Genomic DNA, 20,129 nt, shown 5'->3' on the forward strand with positions numbered 1-20,129 from the left:
TTCATTCAGTTATTATAACAAGATTATTATTATTTACATAATAAATTGCCTAGAAAAAAGCATCTTGCTACTATTCATAGCAAGATGCTTTTTTTACTCCGGTCGTTTTTTCGTCCACGTTTCTACTACTTCACCAGTATCATTTACATCTAGCACTAGGCTACCATTACTATACCGGTCTTTATTTCGATACGCTTTCGGATCAATCTCTTCTACAATGTTTTTCTCTGTCTTCATGTAAACTAATTCATCGTCCCGAACAATTTCAATACCGACAATGCGGTACGGATTACGTTTTAACTCTTTGAAAATAACAAGACCTCGCTTCGCCCTCGTTGATTTTTCAATTTCTGATGCTTTTAGACGTTTTACAGCACCACGCTGCGTTACGAGAATAAGTTGATCTTTATCACCATTTAACGGTTTACCAGAAGCGACATAGTCATCTTCTTTTAAATTAATTGCTTTCACACCAGCAGCTCTTACACCGACTGGACTTACTTCATCTTCATGGAAAATAAGTGCATATGCACCATGTGTAGCAAGAACGATATCACTCGTTCCATCTGTCGCAAATATATCGACAACTTCATCATCTTTTTTCAAGTTTACAGCAACGAATGCCCTTGAATAACGCTGAACTTTATATTGATTTAATTCTGTTTTCTTTATCATACCATTTCGTGTTACAAATACGATAAATCGTTTTTCTTCCTCAAAGTTCGGTACAACCGTTGCCCAAATGATCGTTTCATCTCGGTCGAGTGAAACGATATTTGCAACGTGCTGACCTAAATCTTTCCAACGAATATCTGGCATTTCGTATACTGGAAGATATATATAGTTCCCTTTACTTGTGAATAAAAGAACTGTTTCAGTCGTATTCGTATCGAATCGTTCAAGTAAGATGTCACCCTCTTTCATACCGAAGTCTTTGCCGTTTGATGCATTATGTGAGCGCCATCCAGTACGTTTCACATATCCTTCTTTCGTTACAGTAACGATGACATCTTCTTGTGGAATCATCACTTCTACGTCTATTTTAATTTCTTCAATTTGTTCTTCAATAATAGCACGGCGATCATCACTATATGTTTTCTTAACTCTCTTCAAATCAGTTTTAATGACTTGAAGTAATCTTTTTTCACTTTGTAAAATTGACTGTAGCTCTAGAATTTTCTTATTAAGCTCATCTGCTTCTTCTTGTAACGCCGTAATGTCTGTATTCGTTAAGCGATATAATTGCAAGGAAACAATTGCTTCCGCCTGTGCTTCTGTAAAGCCAAATTTTGCACTTAAATTATCTTTCGCATTACGTTTATCTTTTGAAGCTCGAATTGTCTCGATTACTTGATCTAAAATCGATAATGCTTTCTTTAAACCTTCTACAATATGTTGACGATTTTCTGCTTTTCTTAATTCATATTGCGAACGTCTCGTAATAACCTCTTTTTGATGTCCAATATAAGCATCCAAAATTTTTGGTAATGTCATAAGTGTTGGACGACGATTATTAATCGCTACCATATTAAAGTTATATGGAATTTGCAAATCTGTATTTTTATATAAATAATTTAAAATACCTTCGGCGTTTGCTTCTTTCTTTAATTCAACAACAATTCGTAAACCAGTACGATCTGTCTCATCACGCACTTCAGCAATACCATCTAACTTTTTATCTAGACGTAATTCATCCATTTTCTTTACAAGGTTTGCCTTATTCACTTCGTAAGGAATTTCAGTGATTACAATTTGTTGTTTCCCACCGCGCACTGTTTCAACTTCTGCTTTTCCGCGAATAATAATTTTACCTTTACCTGTTTCATACGCCTTTTTAATACCATCAATCCCTTGAATAATACCGCCTGTTGGGAAATCTGGCCCTTTCATAACTGTTAATAAATCATCAACAGTACTATTTGGCTTATCAATACGCATCATTGTAGCATCAATAACTTCTCCAAGATGATGCGGAGGAATTTCTGTTGCATAACCAGCGGAAATCCCTGTAGATCCGTTCACTAATAAATTCGGGAACGCTGCTGGTAATACAACTGGTTCTTCACTCGTATCATCAAAGTTTGACACGAATTCAACTGTTTCTTTATCAAGATCACGTAATAATTCAGATGCGATTGGTGATAAACGAGCTTCCGTATAACGCATTGCTGCCGCTGGATCCCCATCTACACTACCATTATTACCATGCATTTCAACTAAAACATTACGTACTTTCCAAGTTTGGCTTAAGCGTACCATTGCCTCATATACAGAGGAATCTCCATGTGGATGATAATTACCAATAACGTTACCTACTGTTTTAGCTGATTTACGAAACGCTTTATCATGTACATTACCTTCTACATACATAGAATATAAAATACGTCTTTGTACTGGCTTTAAGCCATCACGTGCATCTGGAAGTGCACGATCTTGAATAATATATTTACTATAACGTGCAAAGCGATCACCTAACACGTCTTCAAGCGGGAGGTCATGAAACTTCTCTGCTTGCATGTTATTCCACCTCCGTCTCCATAATCATTTCATTTTCTAAAATATTTCCTTCTTCTTGCATGCCAAACTGTACATTGCGTTCAATCCATTTACGGCGCGGTTCTACTTTATCGCCCATTAATGTTGTAACGCGACGCTCTGCTCTTGCTGCATCATCAATTTTCACGCGAATTAATGTACGCGTTTCAGGATTCATTGTTGTTTCCCATAATTGATCCGCATTCATTTCACCAAGCCCTTTATAACGTTGTAACATATAGCCTTTTCCAACTTTTTTCGTTACACCGTCTAATTCCTCATCTGACCAAGCGTATTCAATTACTTCACTCTTACCTTTTCCTTTACTTACTTTGTATAAAGGAGGGAGTGCGATAAACACTTTACCCGCTTCGATAAGTGGCTTCATATATCTGTAGAAGAACGTTAATAACAATACTTGAATATGAGCTCCATCCGTATCGGCATCGGTCATAATTACAACTTTATCGTAGTTAATATCTTCAACATCAAATTCATTTCCTACACCGCCGCCAATCGCATAAATGATTGTATTAATCTCTTCATTTTTAAAGATATCAGCAAGCTTTGCTTTCTCTGTATTAATTACTTTACCACGTAATGGTAATACGGCCTGGAAACGACGGTCTCGTCCTTGTTTCGCTGAACCACCAGCAGAGTCACCCTCTACTAAATACAATTCGTTTTTCTGAGGATTACGTGATTGTGCAGGTGTTAACTTCCCGCTTAACGTACCTTCTGATTTTTTCTTCTTCTTACCACTACGTGCTTCTTCTCTCGCTTTACGAGCAGCCTCACGTGCTTGCGCTGCTTTAACTGCCTTTCTCACAAGAAGTGTAGCTACATCCGGGTTTTCCTCTAAAAAGTAAGCTAAATGCTCTGAGACAATGGCATCAATAGAAGAACGAGCTTCACTTGTACCAAGTTTCCCTTTCGTTTGTCCTTCAAACTGAAGTACTTCTTCTGGTACACGTACAGAAACGATAGCCGCTACACCTTCACGAATATCTGTACCTTCTAAATTTTTATCTTTTTCTTTTAATAATGAAACTTTACGAGCATACTCATTGAACACACGCGTCATTGCTGTTTTAAATCCAGCTTCGTGTGTTCCACCATCTTTTGTACGTACGTTATTTACAAACGAAAGAATATTTTCTGAGTAACCATCATTAAACTGGAATGCTAGTTCTGCTTCAATCCCGTTTTGTTCACCAGTGAAATATACAACCGGGTGAATTGAATCTTTTTCTTCGTTTAAATATGAAACGAAAGCTTCGATTCCTGTTTCATAATGAAATATATCTTCTAAATCATTACGTTCGTCTTTTATCGAGATTTTCATTCCTTTTAATAAGAATGCAGATTCACGTAATCTCTCGCATAATGTTTCATAATTGTAATTTGTCGTGCTGAAAATCGTTGTATCTGGTTTGAAGTGCATTGTCGTACCAGACTCTTTCGTTTTCCCGATTTTCTCTAACGTCGTTGCAGGAACGCCACCATTTTCAAAGCGTTGTTCATAAATGTTACCATCACGTTTAATTGTTACTACTAACCATTCTGACAAAGCGTTTACAACTGATGCCCCAACACCGTGTAAACCACCACTCGTTTTATAGCCACCTTGACCAAACTTACCACCTGCATGAAGTACAGTTAAAATAACTTCAGGTGTAGGTTTCCCAAGTTTATGCATTCCCGTAGGCATTCCTCGCCCTTTATCTATAACGCTAATACTATTATCTTTATGTATTACGACTGAAATTTCGTCGCCAAATCCCGCTAACGCTTCGTCAACGGAGTTATCTACTATTTCATATACTAAATGATGCAATCCACGGCTATCCGTACTCCCGATATACATACCCGGGCGTTTTCGAACGGCTTCAAGTCCTTCTAACACTTGAATCGCATCTTCATTATATTGGAACTGATGCTTCGCCAAACTCCTTGCCCCTTTCCTAATCCAAAATCAGAACATATGTTTCTATTATAGAATAACGCCTCGACTATAGTTTTGGCAAGTTATCTTATCTCTTTTATATACCATCTTCAATAGAAAAATCCTTGTTTTCTCACAAGGATTCCTCTAGGCTACTATTTCAGAAAAATAATCGTTTGTCAACGAGAAATGGATATGTATTCCAAGATTACACATTCCAAACCTTTATTATGATCCAAATGATCAAGATCCAAAATGGGATTACAAATAACAATCCCCAAAAACAGCCTTTAAAAAATCTCATGATGAACACCTCGTTCATCGGCCCTACTTATCTATAATGAGGGCTGAATCAATCTTTCTACTTTTAAATCTATACTATTTTGTCATCGCATGTTCTACTTTAATACAACGATCCATTATTACAGTATAGTCTTTTTCTTTTAAAAGTTTATATGTATCTTCATCTTGTACTCCTAATTGTGCCCAAAAAACATCTGCATCAATCTCTACAAATTCTTTTGCAACACCCATTAAAAACTCTGAGCGACGAAATACATTTACTATGTCAACGTGTTCCTTAATATCCTTTAGTGAAGAAACTGCCTTTTCTCCAAGCACCTCATCTACTGTTGGATTAACTGGAATAATACGGTATCCAGCATCTTGCATTGCTTTTGAAACCATATACGATGTACGTTCTGGCTTATCTGATAATCCAACAACCGCAATTGTTTTGCTTTTCTTTAACACTTCACCAATTTCCGTACGAGTTGGGTTTTCAATTGTCATAATTAATCCCTCCTATTCCTTTAGTATAGCCGATAAAGAAAGTCTCTTTCAATATGAAAGAGACTTTCTTTTATTTCGATTATTGATTCTTTGTAGCTGAATTATCTGCTAAAGTAGCCGATTTCGTCATTTTTTGACCGTTACGGTAGAATGTAACTTCTACTTTCTCGCCTACTTTTTTCTTTTCATATAAATATTTACGGAATTGAAGTGAGTTTTCTACTTTTTGATCATCTAATGCTACTACAATATCATATTGCTCTAAACCAGCTTTTTCTGCCGGTGATATTGGGTAAATTTTACCTAATACAACACCATTCGTTACTTCTTTCGGTGCTTTCAATTGATTGACTGCATAAGCTTGCACATCTTCTAACGAAACGACACCTACTCCAAGAGCTGGACGTTTTACCACTCCGTCTTTTTCAAGTGATTCAATAACTGGCTTTGCGATATTAATTGGAATAGCAAATCCAATTCCTTCAACTTCTTGCTGTGCAATTTTACTTGAATTAATTCCAATTATTTCACCATTTTGGTTAAATAATGCACCACCACTATTACCTGGGTTAATCGCTGCATCTGTTTGAATAACTTGTGCTTGCCAATCTGGTCGTTTATCGCCATCAATATCAACTGGAATTTCACGTTCTTTACTACTAATAATGCCTTCCGTTACACTTCCATCAAATCCTAGTGGGTTACCGATTGCAATTGCTTTTTCACCCGCACGGATTTTACTTGAGTCACCTAAAGTTGCAACTTTATTCACATTAGAGCCGTCAATTTCAACAACAGCTAAATCTAACCAAGGATCTTTCCCTACTAACTTTGCATCTACCTTTTTACCATCACTTAGTTTTACAGCAAGTTTATTTGCACCATCTACTACGTGGTTGTTTGTTACAATATATGCTTTATTTCCTGCTTTTTTATAAATAACACCTGATCCTGAACCAGCTTGTTGTTCTTGACCTGTCGGTTGCATTGCAAATGGATCAACACTTTGCTGCATATTAATAACACCTACAACAACGTCTTTCGCTCCTTCAATCATACCAGGTAAATCAGTTTCATTTTTCGCTTTATTTACAACAGGAACTACAGTACCTTCTACTTTTGAATCCGAACTAAATGATGATACTGGTGCTCCATTATTTTGAGCCCATGGCATATATGGTGCTGCAAAACTAATCGAAACCGCTCCGACTACAGCTCCCACTAAACCTGTGAAGAAATAGCCTTTTTTACTACCTGATTTTCTCACTTCTCTCGTTTCACTATGCTCTTCATTTAAATTTGGTCCGTCGTAATATCCCATGTTTTATTTCCCCTCTCTGGTGAATTCGTATTTTCAGTATAGTCACGTTTTGTGTCCTTCTTGTGAACTCATCGTGAAATCCAATTAAAAAAATACTCCTATCTAACATTGTAGACAAGAAAAGTATTTTTTGTACATTCTACCTTCAAAAGAGAGTATAAAATCGCCATTTTCCTAGGCTAAATTACACAAATCGTTCTAGATTATTCTTCAAATTTATAACCAACTCGAATAACAGTACCGATATGCTTCGCTTTATCTCCTAACTTATTTCGAAGTTTTTTAATATGGGTATCAACCGTTCGGTCATCACCGTAATAGTCATATCCCCATAACTGGTCTAATAAATGTTGACGTGATAAAACGATTCCTTTGTTCTCCATTAAATAAACAAGAAGTTCAAATTCTTTATGTGTCAATATAATTTCTTCTCCATCTACTAAAACAGTTCTAGATAGACGATTCACTTCAATTCCAGCTAAAGACATAGCATTTTCTTCCGCTACACCTACCGCACCATCCGCACGTTTCAATAACGTCTTTGCACGAGCTACTAACACTTTCGGGCTAAATGGTTTGGTTACATACTCGTCTGCACCTAATTCGAAACCTAGCAATGTATCATCCTCATCCGAACGCGCTGTCAACATAATAATTGGTACTGCTGATTCTTTTCTAATTCGTCTACAAACAGACCATCCATCTATTTCCGGTAACATAATATCTAACATAATTAAATCAATTTCATGCTCTGCAAATAACTCTAACGCTTTTTTCCCATCTTCTGCTTCGATTACTTCAAAGCCTTCATTACGAAAATAATCACTAACAATTTCACGTAATCTTCTTTCATCTTCAACAAGCAATACTGTTTTATTCATATAATCTATCCCGCCTTTTTACTCTTTCAATCGAATAATACGTTGATTGGAGCTTCCGCGAAATGGAAGTGTTAAATCTTTTTTCTCAATTTCAAACCTTCCATCGACTAAAACATCCCCATAATGTAACAACTCTATCATATCATTATTTTGAGAACTCTGTATCTCTTCTAACGTATAACCTGTATACATCCATAGGTTTTTTTTCAAATCTTTCACGATTTTTGCTACCTTTTTCACTTCAGCAGCTTGAAAAAATGGATCTCCACCTGAAAATGTTACATCAGTTAATGGATTACTTGCAATCTCTTTCACAATTTCTTCTACTGTCATTTCCGTTCCGTTGCAAATATTCCACGATTTTGGATTATGGCAACCGACACAACGATGCGGACAGCCCGCAAAAAACACGACTGTCCGCAATCCTTCTCCATCTACTACACTATCATGAATAATATTCATCACTTTCATTTATGTTTCACCCGATCTATCTCTTCACTACGTTTCGCACTATTCCACTTCGACATATCTCCTACAAGATAGCCTGTTATGCGGCGAATTCTTTCTATATTAGCCTCATCTTCATTCCCGCAACTTGGACATTCATTTCCAATAACCCCGTGATAACTACAGCACTTACAACGGTCAACAGGATGATTAATTGAACCGTATCCAACGCCATGTTCTGCCATGGCTTGTACAATTTGTTTTAATGCCTTTTTGTTATGCATCGCTGCTCCGTCTAGTTCAATATACGTAATGTGTCCTCCATTACAGAGAGCATGAAACGGGCCTTCTAAACGGATTTTATTTATCGCTTGAATGTTATAATAAACTGGAATATGGAATGAATTCGTATAGTAATTATGGTTCGTTATACCGCTAATTACGCCAAATTCTTCTCTATCTTTTTTCACAAACTTTCCTGATAATCCTTCTGCTGGAGTTGCAATTATCGAGAAATTCAGTTGATGTTCTTCTGTCGCTTTATCCATTCTATCTCTCATAAAGGAAATAATTTCATACCCAAGTTTCCATGATTCTTCATCTTCCCCATGATGCTTTCCTGTTAAAGCTACTAAACATTCCGCAAGACCGATAAAACCAACACTTAACGTCCCTTGTTTTAAAATCGAAGCTACGGAGTCTTCAGGCTGCAATGCTTCTCCACCACGCCATACACCTTGTGAATATAAAAACTGAAAATCTCTTGCTCGCTTCGTACATTGATACGCAAATCTTTCTAATAACTGCTTAATTCCTAAATCTAAATAGTAGTTTAGCGCTTCAAAAAATGCTTCTTTTGAACCACTAATTAACGCTAATTTCACTAAATTGATAGACGTAAATGATAAATTCCCTCTACCAATCGCTGTTTCTTCTCCATGTATATTAGACATAACACGGGTACGACATCCCATGTAACATACTTCACTTTCTGGTCTTCCATCATAATGCACTGCATTAAACGGAGCATCTAAAAATGAAAAGTTAGGGAATAATCGCTCTGCAGTTGTCTCTAATGCTAATTCAAATAAATCGTAATTCGGATCACTTTCTTCAAAATTCACACCTTTTTTCATCTTGAAAATTTGAATCGGAAAAATTGGTGTCTCTCCTTTACCAAGTCCAGCTTGTGTCGCTTTTAATAGTTGTTTAATTAACATTCTTCCTTCTTTTGACGTATCTGTTCCGTAATTAATAGAAATAAACGGTACTTGTCCTCCGCCCCTACTATGCATACTATTCGAATTATGAACGAAAGCCTCACACGCTTGATACGTATCATTTTCCGTTTCTTTCCATGCAAATTCTTCTATTTGTTCTTTCGTAAGCGGATATGATTGTAATCGTTTTTTATGTCTCTCAATTGTTTTTCGTACATAAGGTGCTAAATCAATATCAAAGAGTGCAAACGATTGACCGCCATGCTGCATATTTTGATTCGCTTGAAAAATAATAGACGAAAGAGCCAATGCACTTTTAATGTCTTGTGGTTGTCTCATATGTCCATGTCCAGTATGAAAACCGTTAGCAAGCATTTGCGCTAACGGAATTTGCGAACAAGTCGTCGTTCCTGTCGCATAAAAATCTAAATCATGTGGATATAATATATTTTCATTTATCGCTTTTTTCACTTGATCTGACAATAAATTCTCAACAGCATAATATTTTGCACTCTCAGATGCGAACGTTCCCATTACACCCATTGGAGAGCGGCCGTCTACATTTGCATTTTCTTGCATTAAATCTTGTTCATTGCCGTGGACTATCGTCTCGAACACTTTCATTAATTCTTCTCCACGTGTATTATTTTGTAACATTTATAACCCTCCACCAATATGTTGTTGTCTTTTGATTAAAATGTTACTACATATAGTCTTGCTGTTTCTGCGAGAAATGTAACATTACTGTGAAATTTTTTTCACGAAATAATGAATTTTTCATTTACAAAAAAGAAATGTGCTCTTTACAAATGTATGGTACAATATACGGGAAAAACTCTTTTTACCCTTTATCAACACATTTGAATAAAGGAGACTGAACTTATGGTTACTACATATCTTTTATTTATCGTTGCCTACTTACTTGGCTCGATTCCATTTGCACTAGTTGTTGGAAAAATTGGCTACGGAATCGATATTCGTGAGCACGGGAGCGGTAATCTAGGCGGAACAAACACATTCCGTACATTAGGGAAAAAAGCAGGTTTTACCGTTACAATTGCTGACATTTTAAAAGGGACATTAGCAACAAGTCTACCAATGATTTTCGGATTAGATATTCACCCACTATGGTTCGGATTAGCGGCTGTTCTTGGACATGTCTACCCGATCTTCGCGAAATTCCGTGGTGGTAAAGCAGTTGCAACTTCTGCTGGGGTGCTATTATGCTATTCACCAGTTGTTTTTGCAATATTGGCTGTTGTATTTTTCACCCTTTTATTTACAACAAGATACGTATCACTTTCTTCTATGGTAACAGCAGTTGTTGCTGTTATTGCATCCATTGTTAGCGGGGATAAAATCTTCATTATTGCGATGTGTTTATTAGCAGGTATGGTTATTTATAAACACCGTGCAAATATCGGACGAATTATAAATAAAACTGAACCAAAAGCAAACTTTTCAAAAAAGCAAAAATAAGATCGTAACCCACATAACGCAAAAAGAAAACGTGAAGCATATTAATAGCGTCTTTTTGCGTTATTTTTTATACTAAAGAAAAAGCAACATAACTTGGAGGAACTATACATGAATCTTTCCGTAACAAAAGAAGCAGCACAATGGTATAAAACTGAATTAAACTTACAATCAAATGAAACACTACGCTTTTTCGTACAATACGGTGGTTGCAGTACTGTGCAAAAAGGACTTTCTTTAGGTATTCGTAAAGATGATCCTGCACACCCTGCTGTTCAAATTCAAGAAGAAGGTATTAACTTCTTTATTGAAGGCGATGATGAATGGTTCTTCGATGGACATAATTTATCTGTTACACTTAATGAAGGTGACGACTTCCCACAATTTAATTATGAAAAATAAAAAAGCGCGGCTTCTGCCACGCTTTTTTATTTTTTCTTAATTTCCTCATATTTCGCATACCACTCAGGATATAACTTTTTAAATGATACAGGGCGGAATCCTTCTTTTTTCGCACAAATATTCGTCGTACTTGCAGTAATACAAAGATCACCATCACCATTATATATTTCATATCCATATACAACGCGAAGCGGGCTCACAGTATCTACCCATGTTTTTACGATTGCCTTTTCTCCATAACGCATCGCTTTACGATATGAAATTTGTAAATCTAACACAGGAGAAATAATTCCTTCTTTCTCCATTTCAACATATGAAAAACCTAAATCTTGTATAAGTTTCGTGCGACCTAACTCAAGCCACACTAAGTAGTTTGAATGGTAAACAACACCCATTTGATCTGTTTCCGCATAACGGATTTCAACTTCATGTTCTGCTACAAACATATGTATTCGCCTTCTTTCACTTCTGCTACCTTGCATACATTTAATCATAATACAGTGACATCAAAAATAAAATAAAAACAGTGAATCTTTTACTGAAAGGAGCCAGCATATGATTCAAATTGTAACTGTTCGTAGTGGTGATAGCGTATATAGCTTGGCATCAAAATATGGATCAACACCTGACGAAATAGTAAAAGACAATGGACTAAATCCAGCTGAAACGCTCGTTGTTGGTCAGGCACTTATCGTTAATACGAAAGGAAATAATTATTATGTACAGCCTGGTGACAGCCTATATCGAATTTCTCAAACATATAATGTCCCCCTCGCTAGTTTAGCTAAAGTTAATAATTTATCTTTAAAATCTATTCTCCATGTCGGACAACAATTATATGTACCAAAAGGCACAAAACGAGCTGTAGAATCCATCGCTTATTTACAACCTTCAACTATACCGATTAAAGAGAGTTTAGTTAATGCGACACGCGCCATCAATCCATTTTTAACATACTTAGCCTATTTTAGTTTTGAGGCAAAAAGAGATGGCACATTAAAAGAACCTACTGAAACAGCTAAAATTGCTAATATTGCAACGCAAGGTAAAACAATCCCTATGCTCGTTATTACAAATATTGAAAATGGTAATTTCAGTGCCGATCTAACATCAGTTATTTTACGCGACGCAACGATTCAAAACAAATTCATTACTAACATTTTGCAAACAGCTCAAAAATATGGCATGCGAGACATTCATTTCGATTTCGAGAGTGTAGCACCTGAAGACCGCGAGGCGTATAATCGCTTTTTACGAAATGTAAAAACACGCTTACCTAGCGGGTACACATTGAGCACAACTCTCGTACCGAAAACAAGTTCAAATCAAAAGGGAAAATTTTTCGAAGCTCACGATTATAAAGCGCAAGGGCAAATTGTTGATTTCGTCGTCATTATGACATATGACTGGGGATGGCAAGGCGGTCCACCGATGGCGATTTCTCCTATCGGTCCAGTGAAAGAAGTACTTCAATATGCAAAATCTCAAATGCCTCCACAAAAAATTATGATGGGGCAAAATTTATACGGGTTTGATTGGAAGCTTCCATTTAAACAAGGAAATCCACCCGCAAAAGCAATTAGCTCTGTCGCAGCTGTTGCACTAGCTCGTAAATATAATGTTCCTATTCGTTATGATTTCACAGCCCAAGCTCCTCATTTTAATTACTTTGATGAAAACGGCGTGCAACACGAAGTTTGGTTTGAAGATTCACGGTCTGTTCAAAGTAAATTCAATTTAATGAAAGAACAAGGTATAGGCGGTATTAGTTACTGGAAAATCGGTTTACCATTCCCGCAAAATTGGCGTTTACTCGTTGAAAATTTTACGATTACGAAAAAAGGCTGACAAAAGTCAGCCCTTTTTTTCATATTACTGCTAAAAACTCATCTTTCATTTCCTCACAAAAAAGAAGAATGATAACATTCTCCTTTTTAACCGTTATCAACAATCGGTTGTTTACCTGTTTGATCTTGCATTTGCTTTCCTTTATTTCCACCAGCTTTTTTCGATTGTGTTCCAATATGATTTGGTGCAAAGTCTTTTGAATTTTTTTTCGGATTACCCATTACTATCGCCTCCTTAACACTAGTATCGTACTAGCGTTAAGAATTATTCAGCTTGCTTAAAAAGTTTCATTTCATAACGTTTTTCGATGCGCTCTTCAATGCGATCAATTGCATCACGATCGCTTAATAATTGTTGTTTATTTTCATTTACAAGTTCTTCAAACGATTTACGGCGACTTCTTCTCATGTTGTTCACCCTCTCTCCTTCACTTTCTTATTACATAGTATGAGCAAACGAAAAACTCTTTAATCAGATTTGTAAGAAAATTTTATGTTTTGGTACTCCTAAAAAAACTCCGTGTACAATATATTGCACACGGAGTTTTTCATACCATAATATTTAAATACTCTTTCAACTTTTCATCTGCATTCATTTCATTTTCTTTATAATCATGAAGCGCCTGTAATACAAAATCATACTGCTCTAAAATATAACTTTCTAATTTCATAACATCCTCTAAGCTATTAAGCATAATTCTCGTATTACCAACTTCACTTTTTAACGCCGGTTCACATTTTAAACTTGTACATATTTCTTTCACATCTTCTTCTAATATCTCTGTTAATACATATTTCTTTCGCCCTTTTACCTTTAATCTCATAACTGGATAAAAAGCTTTTATATCTAAATAACTTCCTACGTTCATACAACGTAGCCATTCTACATTACGTTTATTACGTGCAAGCATTTCTTTCACCGCTTCGTATACTACGATTTCATCAAGTGAGACCTTATTTACTTTTCTCTGTCCTTCTTCTTCAATAGCTGCACACTTTTGATAAACAGCAGCACACGTAATGCAATCGTCAAATGCATTATGAGAGCTTAAACGAATTCCAAGCATTCGCTTTAACGTTTCAAGTTTATGATTAGGCGCATGCTTCATGTATTTCTTCACTAAAAATACAGTATCAATTACTTTATTTTTAGGTTCAGGTAGCCCTAGCATATTTACATTACTTTTCAAAAAGCGCATATCAAAAGAAGCATTATGGGCCACAATAACATTTGTATGTAAAAATGCTAAAAATAAAGGTAATACCTCTTCAATCGTCGGTGCATCTGAAACACGATAATTGGTAATACCGGTTAAACTCGTTATTCGGTCCGGAATTGGTCGCTCTGGATTCACGTATGAAACAAATTGATCTACCAGTTCATGATTACGATATTTCACCGCTGCAACTTGAATAATTTTATCATTATAAGGGTTAAATCCTGTTGTTTCAAAATCAATTACAACATAATCTAACGGTAAGGATACATTCCCCACTCCATACACTCCTTTATCTCTAAACGATTATATTTCTTACATCATATCATGAAGTTATTACTACTTGAAAAAGAAAAGGCAGAAATGGGAACTCTCCACCTCTACCTTTTCACCATTATTTTAATTTAGCAACCCTTTTCTCCATCTCTTTTTGCGTCATCGGCCCAATAAACTTATCTTGAATGACACCTTTTGTATCTATAAAATACGAAGTTGGAATCGTAATTACTTTATACGCTGTTGTCACATCAATGTTCTTGTCCAATAAAATAGGAAAAGTAATTCCTTTTTCTTTAGCAAAATTGCTTACCTTTTCTTCCCCCCCACCTTTTTCTGAAGGCGTATAGTTGATTGCTAAAATTTCTACGTTTTCTTTATGTTCTTTATAGAAAGCCTCCATATCCGGCATTTCTTGTTGGCAAGGTCCACACCACGTTGCCCAAAAGTTTAAAATCACTTTCTTTCCTTTTAAATCTGATAGCTTTACATTCGTTCCATCTAACTTCGTTAATTCGAAGTCTGGCGCACTCTTCCCTATTTCAATACCATTACTTGCAATCATCTCTTTCATAGCAGCTTCACTTTGTTCTTGCTCCCCTTGTACCATCTGCTCTTTTTTACCAAACTGTTCATAAGCTGCATATCCCGCTAAACAAAGTAACACTACAATAATCGTAAGCTTCCGCCACATGTTATATCACCCTAACGTATTTATCTTCTTATAACTTAATTACTCAAATACTATATACCTTATTTTAGCTTATACGGACAAGCTTGGAAATATTCAGAGTCGAAATAATTAGAATATTCTCATTTGAAGTGTAATCTTTTCCTTTTTATCATATAATTAGAAAAACAGATGAAGTGTTGTTTATCTTCTTATGGGCCCATTCACCTTTTTACTTTCGTAGTTATATAAACTTCAACAAAAGGGGGATTTTTTATGAATTCATTCGAAAAAATAACATTATATATTCTTAGTTTTCTTTTATACCCAATCGGTATTATTACATGGATCATTTCACTCTTTAGTAACGATCTTGAAAAAAAGAAAGTAGGGCGTATTTGTCTTTACATCTCTCTAGTCTCATTCGTCCTTTTCTTAATCCTTGGAATTGCAACTTTCCTTATGACTGCTACTTTTAACGTAGATCTAAATCATTCAGAATCTATCCAATATCAAATAAATGATATTGAATAAAGATAAGGGCACTGCTCTTATCTTTATTCACATCTCTTTCAAAATGAATGACTATTTATTAATTTTTCAGGACTTCCACATGCAACAATACTTCCTTCTCTCATTATGACAACATGATCCGCTAGTATCACTTTCTCTACATCATGTGTTGCCACAATTCTCGTTACATCTCTTCCTAGTCCTTCAATCATATTCCAAACAGTTTCTTGATTACTCGGATCTAACCCCGCAGTCGGTTCATCTAAAATAATAAGATTCGGATTTGAACCAATCGCTCGTAATAATGCAAGACGTTTTCTTCCTCCTCCCGAAAGCTCTTCTCCACTTTTATGTAGTACAGTTTGAATCCCCTTAGGTAAATCTCTAATTATCGGCTTCATATTTATAAGGTCAATATTTTTTTCTAATTCGTTTTCTAAATACTCCTCCCGGAAATACATATTCTCTTTTACTGTCGTCCGAAAGAAACGAGGTTCTTGCCACACTGTAGTCATTCGAGCCTTTTGACCATAATAAACAACACTACCGTTAGATGGTTTATACAAACCTGTCATTAATTTTAAAAGTGTTGTTTTTCCTGCACCACTTTCTCCGACAATGATAACGAATTCACCAGGATTAATTTGCAAATCAATATTATTAATTCTACATTTCTCTTCTTCACTCTCCTGACATGAAACATTTGTTATTATCATCCCCATCGCTCTTTCTACATTACTATCTGCCACTCTTTTATCTAAAAAGGAAAAAACTCTATTTGCCGAAGCGACTGCAACTTGTGTCATCATTAATAAATCGCCCACGTAACGGACTGGGAAAAAGAGCATTTCAATTGTAGCTAACACTGCAACAAGTGAACCAACTTCCATTTCCCCTTTCATTATTTTTTGTGCGCCTACAATGAGAACAACGATATATGCTCCTGTTTCAATCACTGTTCCAACTACTCCAATGCAATGTTGCATCATCGTCTTTTTTACTTCCGATTTATAAGATTGTGCCGTTACTCCTTTAAATAAGCGAATGGCCCATTTTTCTTTTTGTACACTACGTAAATCTTGTATACCCTTTACAAACTGTGACACCATCTCTACAACACTCGATTGATTTTTTTGAGCAATGCTTGCAATATCCCTTACCTTTTCTCCCATCAGTATTGGAACAATTGCACTGAAAAATAAAAACGGAGTTACCCACAATATAAACTGTATATCTATATGTTGTAGTGCTATGAAAGCTCCAATAAATTGGGCAATAGCGTGTATATACTCTATTAATATAGAACCATATAATCTGACCCAGTTCGGAATATCAGATACGACCAAAGTTTCTAACTCCCCTTGCTTAATCTTCTCACTCTCTTCAAACGGTAATGAGAAATAGTGACGCAATAATTCTATACGTTTCGTTTGTAATATACGTTGACTGGCTTTTGAGCTTATATAATCAAATAAAAGATTGTTCGTCCACATTAAAAAGCGAATACCCGCAAACAAAGCTATATATAAATACGCACCTTTTAGCTCCCTTTGAATAAGATTGTCTACAATTAATCCCATGAAAATTGGGCGTGATAAATTTAAAATAGCAGCAATTATCCCACTACATACAGCTGCCATTACTAATATTTTCTCTTTTCGTAACGGCCACAATATTCTTTTATATTCTTTCATGACGTTCCCTCCACTTTTCGTAGTAAAAAGAAAGGGATGAAACCATATGGTTTCATCCCTTTCCATAAAATAAGGAAGCTAACTATTGTTAGCTTCCTTATTTTTCATTTCAATTATTTAGTTTGACACTTTTGATTCTTCGATTTTCTCACGAAGAACCATTTGCAGAATACCACCGTGACGGTAGTAGTCAATTTCTACTTCACTATCGAAACGAGCTACTACTTCAAATTGTTTTTCGTTGCCATCTAAATCAGTTGCAACTACTTTTACAAGATCGCGCGGTCTAACTGTTTTGTCAATTTGAATTTCAAATGACTCGTTACCAACAAGACCTAACGTTTCAGCACTTTCGCCATCTTTAAATTGAAGTGGTAATACACCCATTAATACTAAGTTACTGCGGTGAATACGTTCGAAGCTTTCTGCGATTACTGCTTTAATACCTAATAAGTTAGTACCTTTCGCAGCCCAGTCACGAGAACTTCCCATACCGTAATCTTTACCAGCAACAACTAGAAGACCTGTTCCATCTTCTTTATATTTCATAGCAGCATCATAGATTGATGTTACTTCACCAGTTGGCCAATATGTTGTATATCCACCTTCTGTTCCTGGTGCGATTTGGTTTTTAATACGGATGTTTGCAAATGTACCACGCATCATAACTTCATGGTTACCACGACGAGAACCGTAAGAGTTAAAGTCAACTGGTTGTACGCCGTTTTCTAATAAGTAGCGTCCAGCTGGTGTGTGCTTACCAATTGAACCTGCTGGTGAAATGTGGTCTGTCGTTACAGAATCACCAAATTTACCAACTATGCGTAAACCTGATAACGTTTCAACTTCACCTGGCTCTTTAGATAAACCTTCAAAGAATGGTGGGTTTTGAATGTATGTTGAATCATTATCCCAAGTATATAAAGCTTCGTTTGAAGTTTGGATTTCATTCCAACGCTCATTGCTGTTAAATACTTGTGCATATTCTTTCTTGAACAGTTCAGATGTAACAACACTTTGAACTACATCTTCAATTTCTTTAGCTGATGGCCAAATATCGTTGAAGTAAACAGCATTGCCATTTGCATCTTTACCGATTTCATCATTTTTCAGGTCAATATCAACAGTACCTGCAAGTGCATATGCCACAACAAGTGGTGGTGATGCTAAGTAGTTTGCTTTTACAAGAGGATGAATACGACCTTCAAAGTTACGGTTACCAGATAAAACAGATGTTACTAGTAAGTCGTTTGCTGCGATTGATTCTTCTAATTCTGGCGCTAATGGACCAGAGTTACCGATACAAGTCGTACAGCCGTAACCAACTGTTTGGAAACCTAATTGGTCTAAATATGTTGTTAAACCTGATTTATCTAAGTACTCAGTAACAACTTTAGATCCTGGTGCTAATGATGTTTTTACGTACTCAGGTACTACAAGTCCTTTTTCAATTGCTTTCTTCGCAACTAGACCTGCCCCGATTAATACGTATGGGTTTGATGTATTTGTACAGCTTGTAATTGCAGCGATTGCAATTGCACCTGTTTTCATCGTTACTTCTTTATCTTCTAATGTAACCTTCACTTCTTTATCGAACTCTTGCTCATTAAATCCAAGTCCTTGTGTTCCAACTGGTGCTAATACAGCTTTGTGGAACGCATCTTTCATATCTGAAAGTGGAATTAAATCTTGTGGGCGTTTCGGTCCAGAAAGGTTAGATTCGATTGTATTTAAATCAATTTCAACAAGATCAGTGTAGATTGGATCTTTACTGTCTGCTGTATAGAATAAACCGTTCGCTTTACAGTATTCTTCAACAATACGAATTTGCTCTTCATCTCTACCTGTTAAACGTAAGTATTCTAATGAAATATCATCGATTGGGAAGAATCCACAAGTTGCGCCGTATTCTGGTGCCATATTTGAAATTGTTGCACGGTCAGCTAAAGGCATGCTCTTTAGTCCATTACCGAAGAACTCAACAAATTTACCAACTACACCTTTTTGACGTAATACTTGTGTTACTTTTAATGCAACGTCTGTTGCTGTAGTACCACTTGGAAGTGTGCCAGTTAATTTCACACCGATTACTTCAGGTACTGGGAAGTATGAAGGCTGTCCAAGCATTCCTGCTTCTGCTTCAATACCACCAACGCCCCATCCAAGAACGCCGATACCGTTAATCATTGTTGTATGCGAGTCTGTTCCAACTAATGAATCTGGGTATGCAACTAAGTCACCTTCAGCATTTTTCACAGCATGAACAACTGGTGCTAAATATTCAAGGTTTACTTGGTGTACAATGCCTGTAGCTGGTGGAACTGCACGGTAGTTATCAAATGATTTTTGTGCCCAGCTTAAAAATTTATAACGTTCTTCATTACGTTTAAACTCTAAGTCCATGTTGAATGCAAGCGCGTCTGCCGTACCCGCTCTATCAACCTGTACAGAGTGGTCAATTACAAGGTCTACAGTAATTTCAGGATTAATTTTGTCAGGATCCCCACCCATGTCTGCCATTGCTTTACGAAGCGAAGCCAAATCAACAACAGCTGGAACACCAGTGAAATCTTGTAAAATTACACGAGATGGTTTAAATGGAACATCGATATCTTGCACATCTTTCGTTCCCCATTTCGCTAAATTTGTAACATGCTCTTCTGTGATTACACGTCCGTCTACTTGACGAAGTACTGATTCAAGTAAAACTTTCACGGAATATGGTAATTGAGATACGTTGCCAACCCCTGCATTTTCAAGCGCTTTCAAATCATAATAATGATACGTTTTTCCATCTACTTCAAAAGTTGCACGTGATTGAAATGGATTATGTTTGACCATTATGTTTCCCCCCTGTTAAACGTGACTAAGTTGTCTGAATATAAAATGTAGA

General features: G+C 36.2%; 18 protein-coding genes. 4 read left to right on the top strand and 14 right to left on the bottom strand.

Annotated elements, in window-relative coordinates:
• Positions 1-93: 93 nt before the first annotated feature.
• The 7 genes from parC to AC1Q8L_RS24360 all read right to left on the bottom strand — a co-directional run bounded on the left by parC (position 94) and on the right by AC1Q8L_RS24360 (position 9,798).
• Positions 94-2,517 carry a DNA topoisomerase IV subunit A gene (gene parC, locus AC1Q8L_RS24330; protein WP_001147467.1) on the bottom strand — a complete coding sequence of 808 codons (2,424 nt, stop codon included), beginning with the start codon at positions 2,515-2,517 and terminating at the stop codon, positions 94-96.
• 1 nt (position 2,518) lies between these two features.
• A complete protein-coding gene (gene parE / locus AC1Q8L_RS24335) occupies positions 2,519-4,483 on the bottom strand; it encodes a DNA topoisomerase IV subunit B (protein ID WP_001062197.1) in 1,965 nt (654 codons plus the stop codon).
• A gap of 375 nt (positions 4,484-4,858) precedes the next feature.
• Entirely contained in the window at positions 4,859-5,272 is a 414-nt protein-coding gene (locus AC1Q8L_RS24340; RefSeq protein WP_000151392.1) for a CoA-binding protein, read from the bottom strand.
• Positions 5,273-5,351: 79 nt separating this feature from the next.
• A complete protein-coding gene (locus AC1Q8L_RS24345) occupies positions 5,352-6,593 on the bottom strand; it encodes a S1C family serine protease (protein ID WP_061660260.1) in 1,242 nt (413 codons plus the stop codon).
• 203 nt (positions 6,594-6,796) lie between these two features.
• Positions 6,797-7,474, bottom strand: a complete 678-nt coding sequence (locus tag AC1Q8L_RS24350; protein WP_001044679.1) for a response regulator transcription factor — start codon at positions 7,472-7,474, stop codon at positions 6,797-6,799.
• Between the two features lie 18 nt (positions 7,475-7,492).
• Positions 7,493-7,945 (bottom strand): anaerobic ribonucleoside-triphosphate reductase activating protein, encoded by a 453-nt coding sequence (gene nrdG, locus AC1Q8L_RS24355; protein ID WP_000867078.1) that lies wholly within the window; start codon positions 7,943-7,945, stop codon positions 7,493-7,495.
• Entirely contained in the window at positions 7,942-9,798 is a 1,857-nt protein-coding gene (locus AC1Q8L_RS24360; protein ID WP_000940082.1) for an anaerobic ribonucleoside triphosphate reductase, read from the bottom strand. Before AC1Q8L_RS24360 ends, nrdG begins: the two co-directional genes overlap by 4 nt.
• 225 nt (positions 9,799-10,023) lie before the next feature.
• Between AC1Q8L_RS24360 and plsY the strand changes: the two genes are divergently transcribed.
• Positions 10,024-10,620 (top strand): glycerol-3-phosphate 1-O-acyltransferase PlsY, encoded by a 597-nt coding sequence (gene plsY, locus AC1Q8L_RS24365; RefSeq protein WP_000258974.1) that lies wholly within the window; start codon positions 10,024-10,026, stop codon positions 10,618-10,620.
• Between the two features lie 108 nt (positions 10,621-10,728).
• Entirely contained in the window at positions 10,729-11,019 is a 291-nt protein-coding gene (locus tag AC1Q8L_RS24370; protein WP_001054455.1) for a HesB/YadR/YfhF family protein, read from the top strand.
• Positions 11,020-11,045: 26 nt separating this feature from the next.
• Here AC1Q8L_RS24370 and AC1Q8L_RS24375 read toward each other — a convergent pair whose 3' ends face one another.
• Positions 11,046-11,465, bottom strand: coding sequence for an acyl-CoA thioesterase (locus tag AC1Q8L_RS24375; RefSeq protein ID WP_000495808.1), 420 nt, complete (start codon positions 11,463-11,465; stop codon positions 11,046-11,048).
• Positions 11,466-11,574: 109 nt separating this feature from the next.
• Between AC1Q8L_RS24375 and AC1Q8L_RS24380 the strand changes: the two genes are divergently transcribed.
• Positions 11,575-12,867 (top strand): glycoside hydrolase family 18 protein, encoded by a 1,293-nt coding sequence (locus tag AC1Q8L_RS24380; RefSeq protein ID WP_000614858.1) that lies wholly within the window; start codon positions 11,575-11,577, stop codon positions 12,865-12,867.
• Between the two features lie 86 nt (positions 12,868-12,953).
• Here AC1Q8L_RS24380 and sspN read toward each other — a convergent pair whose 3' ends face one another.
• The 4 genes from sspN to AC1Q8L_RS24400 all read right to left on the bottom strand — a co-directional run bounded on the left by sspN (position 12,954) and on the right by AC1Q8L_RS24400 (position 15,053).
• Positions 12,954-13,088, bottom strand: a complete 135-nt coding sequence (gene sspN / locus AC1Q8L_RS24385; RefSeq protein WP_000527987.1) for an acid-soluble spore protein SspN — start codon at positions 13,086-13,088, stop codon at positions 12,954-12,956.
• Positions 13,089-13,131: 43 nt separating this feature from the next.
• On the bottom strand, positions 13,132-13,275 hold the full coding sequence (locus AC1Q8L_RS24390) for an FbpB family small basic protein (protein WP_001254699.1): 144 nt from the start codon (positions 13,273-13,275) through the stop codon (positions 13,132-13,134).
• A gap of 139 nt (positions 13,276-13,414) precedes the next feature.
• Complete coding sequence (locus AC1Q8L_RS24395) at positions 13,415-14,362, bottom strand: 3'-5' exonuclease (RefSeq protein WP_000528766.1); 948 nt, start codon at positions 14,360-14,362, stop codon at positions 13,415-13,417.
• 115 nt (positions 14,363-14,477) lie between these two features.
• Positions 14,478-15,053, bottom strand: coding sequence for a TlpA family protein disulfide reductase (locus tag AC1Q8L_RS24400; protein ID WP_000269064.1), 576 nt, complete (start codon positions 15,051-15,053; stop codon positions 14,478-14,480).
• 252 nt (positions 15,054-15,305) lie between these two features.
• On the opposite strand from AC1Q8L_RS24400, the gene AC1Q8L_RS24405 reads away from it, so the two are divergent.
• Positions 15,306-15,563 carry a hypothetical protein gene (locus AC1Q8L_RS24405; protein ID WP_001083875.1) on the top strand — a complete coding sequence of 86 codons (258 nt, stop codon included), beginning with the start codon at positions 15,306-15,308 and terminating at the stop codon, positions 15,561-15,563.
• Between the two features lie 38 nt (positions 15,564-15,601).
• On the opposite strand, the gene AC1Q8L_RS24410 is transcribed toward AC1Q8L_RS24405, so the two are convergent.
• Entirely contained in the window at positions 15,602-17,236 is a 1,635-nt protein-coding gene (locus AC1Q8L_RS24410; RefSeq protein ID WP_098312071.1) for an ABC transporter ATP-binding protein, read from the bottom strand.
• A gap of 117 nt (positions 17,237-17,353) precedes the next feature.
• Entirely contained in the window at positions 17,354-20,077 is a 2,724-nt protein-coding gene (acnA, locus tag AC1Q8L_RS24415) for an aconitate hydratase AcnA (protein ID WP_000238552.1), read from the bottom strand.
• Positions 20,078-20,129: the final 52 nt, after the last annotated feature.

The sequence above is a fragment of the Bacillus sp. GW823-FHT06A11 genome, from assembly GCF_058795355.1.